The sequence below is a fragment of the Actinomadura napierensis genome (assembly GCF_039529375.1).
In the GTDB taxonomy this organism is placed as follows: Bacteria; Actinomycetota; Actinomycetes; order Streptosporangiales; family Streptosporangiaceae; genus Spirillospora; species Spirillospora napierensis.
In genome coordinates this window covers 1-5,537 of record NZ_BAAAMR010000147.1, presented here as the reverse complement: position 1 = coordinate 5,537, position 5,537 = coordinate 1, and the positions used below count along the sequence as shown (strand labels likewise).

The window sequence follows — 5,537 nt, the reverse complement described above, 5'->3', positions numbered from 1 at the left end:
GACGCGGCGCGTGCGGGCCGTCTGCCTCGCCGGCGGTGGACGCCGCCGGGGACGCGGTCATCCCTTGATCGCCGTCCATGCCTGCGTCCACTTGGAGTAGTCGACGCACTTGACGTCCTTGCGGCCGTCGAGGCACTGCGCGATCGGGGTCGTCCAGAAGCGGATCTTGGAGAAGTAGTTCTCGTCGGTGGCGTGGAAGGTGTCGCAGAACTTCTTGTCCGACGTCTCCTGGCAGGCCTTGGCGTTCGCCGGGGCCTCACCGAACCACTCGGCGACCTGCGCGTTCGCCTTCGGCGACACGATGTAGTTCATCCACTGGTAGGCGCAGTCCGGGTGCTGGGCCTTCGCGCCCACCATCCAGGTGTCCGACCAGCCGGTCGAGCCCTCCTTCGGCACGATCGCCTCCACCGGCGCCTTCGCCGCCTCCACGTAGTTCGTGATGACCTGCCAGGTCGTGCCGAGCACCGTGTCGCCGCTCTTGAACGACTGGACCGCCTTGGTGTAGTCGGACCAGTACTCGCCGACCAGGCCGCGCTGCGTCTTCAGCAGCGCCACCGCCGCGTCGAACTGCTTCTGGTCGAGCGCGTACGGGTTCTTGATGCCGAGCTCGGGGCGGGCCGACATCAGGTACAGCGCCGCGTCCGCGATGTAGATCGGCGAGTCGTAGGCGGTGATCTTGCCCTTGTACGGGGAGTTCTGGTCGAACACCGCACCCCACGAGTCCGGCGCCTGCTTCACCTTGTCGGTGCGCCACATCAGCAGGTTGGCGCCGCGGCCGTGCGGGATGCCGTAGGCCTTGCCGTTCACCGAGTTCCACGGCTTGTTCTTCAGGCCGGCGAAGATGTCGGCGTAGTTCGGCACCAGCGCGGTGTTGACCGGCGCGACGGTGCCGGACGCGATGAGCCGCAGCGACGCGTCACCGGACGCCGACACCGCGTCGTACTGCCCGGTCTTCATCAGCGCGACCATCTCGTCGGACGTGCCGGCGATCTTGGTGTTGACCTTGCAGCCGGTCTGCTTCTCGAACGGGTGGACCCAGTCGACCGACTTGTCGTTGGAGCCGTCCTCGGCGTACCCGGCCCAGGCGACCAGGTTGACCTGGCCCTCGCCCTTGCCGAGCGACTTCTGCATCGGGACGTCCGGCACCCGGAAGCCGCCCTGCCCGGCGCCGGTCGCCTTGTCTCCCGATTCGCCGCCGCAGCCGGCGGCGGTCAGTCCGATCGCCAGCGCCGCCGCGGCGGCGAGCGCCATGCGCGTGGACCACATGAGGAACTCCTCTTTAGTTGGGGGTTTTCGCGGGGGTCTCAGTGCTGGGTGCGGCGCCGGCGACCCGGAACTCGTGCGCCTCCTGCCAGCCGACGCGGACGCGGGCGCCGCGGTGGCGGGTCACCTCCATCGAGGACGCCGCGAGGTTCTGCTGGAGCGCCACGACCCGGTCGCCCGACTCCAGGTCCACCACGAACCTCGTGACGGCGCCGGCGTAGACGACCTCGGCGACCGTGCCCTCGGCGTGCCGGTCCCCCGCCGGCCCGCCCGCCTCGCTCGGCCCGCTCGTCTCGCCGCCCAGCGCGGTGCCGTCCTCGCCGTCGCCGCCGAGGATCCGGACGTGCAGCTTCTCCGGCCGCACGCACACGTCCCCGACGCGGTTGGTGGTGCCGACGAAGCCGGCCACGAACTCGGTCGCCGGGTGCTCGTACACCTCGGCGGGCGTGCCGACCTGCTGGACGCGGCCGCCGTCCAGGACCGCGATCCGGTCGCTGAGGGTCAGCGCCTCCTCCTGGTCGTGGGTGACGAACACGAAGGTGATGCCGGCGCGCCGCTGGATCGTCTTCAGCTCGACCTGCATCTCCTCGCGCAGCTTCAGGTCGAGGGCGCCGAGCGGCTCGTCCAGCAGCAGCACCTTCGGCTCGTTCACCAGCGCGCGGGCCAGCGCGACCCGCTGCCGCTGCCCGCCCGACAGCTCGGCGGGACGGCGCGCCTCGAACCCGTCGAGGCGGACGCTGTGCAGCGCCTCAAGCGCCCGCTCGCGGCGCTTGGCCTTCCCCACCTTGCGCACCTTCAGCCCGTACTCGACGTTGCGGAGCACGTCCAGGTGCGGGAACAGCGCGTAGTCCTGGAAGACGGTGTTGACGTCGCGGTCGAACGGGGCGAGGCCCGTCACGTCGCGGCCGGCCAGCTCGACGGTCCCGGACGTGGGGCGCTCGAAGCCGGCGATGAGCCGCAGCACCGTGGTCTTCCCCGACCCCGACGGCCCGAGCATCGAGAAGAACTCGCCGTCCCCGATGTCCAGGTCGACGCCCGCCACCGCCTCGACGGCGCCGAAGGTCTTGCGCAGATCGCGGATCCTGACCGCTGAAGCCGGCATGACCGAAAACATATGGAGTCATAAGTTTTAGTTCAAGTGACGATCCGGTATCACTGAGTCAACGCCGGGAGAGGGGGCCCATGGACGGTGCGGACCGCGCGCGCCTCGTCGTGTTCGCCCCCGTCGACAACACCGCGCGGGTCGCCGCCGTCGTGCGGCGGATCGGCGACGCCATCGCGCTCGGCCTCCTCGACGACGGTGAGCAGCTGCCCAGCGAGACCGACCTCGCCGGACATCTCGGCATATCGACCGTTACTCTACGCGAAGCGCTCATGGCCTTGCGTCAGCAAGGCCTCATCGAGACCCGGCGCGGCCGCGGCGGCGGCAGCTTCGTACGCGCCCCCGCCCGCCCCTTCGACCTCGACCGGCGGCTCCGCCCGCTGTCCGCCGAGGAACTGCGCGACCTCGGCGACCACTACGCCGCCATCGCCGGCGCCGCCGCCCGGCTGGCCGCGCGCCGCTCCCTGCCCGGCGACGTCGACCGGCTGCGCCGCTCCCTGGCCGAGCTGGCCGGCCCGGACGCCGGCCCGCGCCGGTGCCGGCTGGACGGGCGGCTGCACCTGGAGATCGCCGCCGCGTCCCAGTCCGTCCGGCTCACCCGCGAGGAGATCCGGCTGCAGGCCGACATCGGGCCGCTCATCTGGGCGGTGCACGGCGAGCCGGGCGCCCGCCGGACCGTGCACGCCCAGCACGCCCGGCTCGTCGACGCCATCGAGCAGGGCGATGAGGACCGGGCCCGCGATGTCGCTGAAAGTCACGTCGCGAATGCGGTAGAACGTCTGATTGACCGACGGCTCGCCCTCTGATCACGAGGTGGATTCATGCTCCCCGAGCCACCGTCCGCCGGCGCTGCGGCGGCGCGTGTGCACGCGACCCTGGACGGCGTCTTCGGCACGGTCGCCGAGGTGCGCGACGCGTCGGCGCGGCTGCTGCGGGCGGTCCGCGACGCCGGGCGCGCGCCGGTCCGCGCCGACCTCGCCGCGCTGCGCCCGCTGCTGCTCCCCCGGCTCGGCCCGCTGGTGAGCGGCCTCGGCTTCATCGCCGCGCCGCGGCTGCTCACCGACGCCGCCTGGTACCTGGAGTGGTGGCAGGCCGGCCCCACCGGCCCGTCCCAGCTGCTGCGCGACCTGAACCCCGAGAGCAGCGCGCTGTACGACTACACCGCCTGGGACTGGTTCACCGGCCCCGAGGCGGGCGCGGAGAAGACCGTGTGCGGCCCCTACGTCGACTACCTGTGCAGCGACGAGTACGTCCTCACCCTCTCGGTCCCGGTCCGCGTCGGCGGCGCGTTCGCCGGCGTCGCCGCCGCCGACGTGTTCGCCCGCACCTTCGAGCACGAGATCGTCCCGGTGCTGCGCGAGATCCCCGCGCCCGCCTTCGTGGTGAACGCCCCGGGCCGCGTCATGGCGTCCAACACCGCCACGTGGACGCCGGGCACCGTCTACCGCGACCGCCCCGGCCACACCGCCCACCCCTGCGGCGACCTCTCCCTGAGCCTCATCACCGCCGCGTAATCCATGGCGGAGGCGCCACCAACGGAGCAACACCGTGCCGGGCGAGGCGCTCGCTGCGGCGCACGCAGCGGAGCGCCAGCGGAGCGGAGGGCGCCTTTTAGTCGGCGTCCGGGAGGCCGAGGGCGAAGGCGGCGTCGAGGTCGTGTTTGGAGTAGGTGCGGAAGGCGATATGGGTCTCGGTGCCGAGGACGCCGGGGACCTTGTTGACCCGGCCGGGGATCACGTCGTTGAGCTCGTCGTGGCGGCGGACGCGGACCATCGCCATCAGGTCGTGCTCGCCGGTGACCGAGTAGACCTCGCTGACGCCGTCCAGCGCGGCGATCGTCTCGGCCACCTCGTGGATGCGCGCGACGTCGGCCTTGACGAACACGATCGCTGTGACCACAGGACCCCTCCCCTGAGTTCGGACGTCCCGACTCTATCGGGGGTCAGGTCCGGCTCAGCGCGGCGAGGCGGCGGCCCTGGCCGGCGCGGCGGGCCAGCACCGCGAACAGCACGCCGGCGCAGAAGCCGTAGATGTGCGCGGTGTAGGCGACGCTGCTCTCCTCGTCGCCGAGCGAGAGCCACTGCAGGATGAACCAGTAGCCGAGCACCACCCAGACGGGCAGCCGCAGCACGATGATCGGCGGGACGTAGCTGACGACGCGGCCGCGCGGGTTGAGGATCACGTAGGCGCCCATCACCCCGGCGATGGCGCCGGACGCGCCGATGAGCGGCACCGTGGAGTCGGGCGAGGTCCAGGCGAAGCCGTAGACGGCGACGAGCCCGAACGCCAGGTAGCTGAGCAGGAAGCGCCATCGTCCGAGCCGGTCCTCGACGCCCATGCCGACGACGAACAGGAAGACCAGGTTGCCGAGCAGGTGCATCGGGCCCGAGTGCAGGAACATCGAGGTGAACGCGGAGGTCCACGGGGCCTTGCGGTAGCCGCCGGGCCCGCAGCGGTTGGTGACCTCGGTGGGCAGCGGCTGCCGGTCGCCGGTGGTGAGCTCCTTGGGGACGGCGCCGTACCGGTAGGTGAACTCGGCCGCCTTGCAGTCGCGGACGGCGCCCTTGCCGTACCAGGTGGCGAAGTTGGACATCGGGGTCAGCAGGAACACCACGACGTTCACCGCGATCAGCAGGTACGTCATCCACGGGACGCGACGGGCGGGCTGGCTGTCGTAGAGAGGCAGGGCCATGCGGGGTCGTTCGTCCTCTCCGGGTACCGGCTGTCCACGGTCACCTTAGTGGGCGACCCGCACGATCCGGATCGTGGCTCGCGTACGCGTTGTCGATCCAGGCGCGCAGGCCCTCGGCGCCGTGCGCGGGGCACGTCCAGGCGCCCTCGACCTCGACCAGGCGGACGCCCGGCAGGGCGAGCCAGCGCAGCACGCACTCCATCTCCTCGGCGGTGGCGCCGGAGGACGGCGGCGCGCCGAGCGGCACGCCGCCGGGGGCGCCGCCGGACGGCGGGAAGACGGTCTCGGCGGTGGCGAGGAGGGCGTCGACGTAGGGGCGGGGGTGGGCGCGCGGCGGGACGGTCCCGGCCGCGGCGAGCCGCCCGTACCGGACGACCGACAGCTCCCAGCCGCCGTCGAAGCCGGGCCGGGCGGCGACGAGCTCGGGCAGCCGGGCGAGCGCGGCGAGGCGCTCGCCGCGGGCGGCGGCGCGGACGAACG

Annotated in this window: 6 protein-coding genes and 1 pseudogene; 2 read left to right on the top strand and 5 right to left on the bottom strand. The window is 72.3% G+C overall.

The genetic code is table 11. From position 1 onward, the window contains the following. Window positions 1-57 precede the first annotated feature (57 nt). A complete protein-coding gene (locus ABD296_RS44270; RefSeq protein WP_344282692.1) occupies window positions 58-1,266 on the bottom strand; it encodes an ABC transporter substrate-binding protein in 1,209 nt (402 codons plus the stop codon). Window positions 1,267-1,279: 13 nt separating this feature from the next. Next, on the bottom strand, window positions 1,280-2,365 hold the full coding sequence (locus ABD296_RS44265; protein ID WP_344282689.1) for an ABC transporter ATP-binding protein: 1,086 nt from the start codon (window positions 2,363-2,365) through the stop codon (window positions 1,280-1,282). 80 nt (window positions 2,366-2,445) lie between these two features. On the opposite strand from ABD296_RS44265, the gene ABD296_RS44260 reads away from it, so the two are divergent. Both ABD296_RS44260 and ABD296_RS44255 read left to right on the top strand, forming a co-directional pair. Continuing rightward, window positions 2,446-3,171 (top strand): FadR/GntR family transcriptional regulator, encoded by a 726-nt coding sequence (locus ABD296_RS44260; RefSeq protein WP_344282686.1) that lies wholly within the window; start codon window positions 2,446-2,448, stop codon window positions 3,169-3,171. 15 nt (window positions 3,172-3,186) lie between these two features. Then, window positions 3,187-3,879, top strand: a complete 693-nt coding sequence (locus ABD296_RS44255; RefSeq protein WP_344282683.1) for a PDC sensor domain-containing protein — start codon at window positions 3,187-3,189, stop codon at window positions 3,877-3,879. A gap of 97 nt (window positions 3,880-3,976) precedes the next feature. On the opposite strand, the gene ABD296_RS44250 is transcribed toward ABD296_RS44255, so the two are convergent. The 3 genes and pseudogenes from ABD296_RS44250 to ABD296_RS44240 all read right to left on the bottom strand — a co-directional run. Beyond that, entirely contained in the window at window positions 3,977-4,264 is a 288-nt protein-coding gene (locus ABD296_RS44250; protein WP_151593712.1) for an Lrp/AsnC family transcriptional regulator, read from the bottom strand. A 43-nt stretch (window positions 4,265-4,307) separates the two neighbouring features. Next, window positions 4,308-5,057, bottom strand: coding sequence for a rhomboid family intramembrane serine protease (locus ABD296_RS44245; protein ID WP_344282678.1), 750 nt, complete (start codon window positions 5,055-5,057; stop codon window positions 4,308-4,310). 40 nt (window positions 5,058-5,097) lie between these two features. Beyond that, window positions 5,098-5,537, bottom strand: a pseudogene (locus ABD296_RS44240) (DEDD exonuclease domain-containing protein); the annotation flags it as partial.

Bases quoted from the DNA above. Each gene is read 5' to 3' on its own strand.
- ABD296_RS44270 (WP_344282692.1), bottom strand. From the start codon at position 1,266: ATGTGGTCCACGCGCATGGCGCTCGCCGCCGCGGCGGCGCTGGCGATC.
- ABD296_RS44265 (WP_344282689.1), bottom strand. From the start codon at position 2,365: ATGCCGGCTTCAGCGGTCAGGATCCGCGATCTGCGCAAGACCTTCGGC.
- ABD296_RS44260 (WP_344282686.1), top strand. From the start codon at position 2,446: ATGGACGGTGCGGACCGCGCGCGCCTCGTCGTGTTCGCCCCCGTCGAC.
- ABD296_RS44255 (WP_344282683.1), top strand. From the start codon at position 3,187: ATGCTCCCCGAGCCACCGTCCGCCGGCGCTGCGGCGGCGCGTGTGCAC.
- ABD296_RS44245 (WP_344282678.1), bottom strand. From the start codon at position 5,057: ATGGCCCTGCCTCTCTACGACAGCCAGCCCGCCCGTCGCGTCCCGTGG.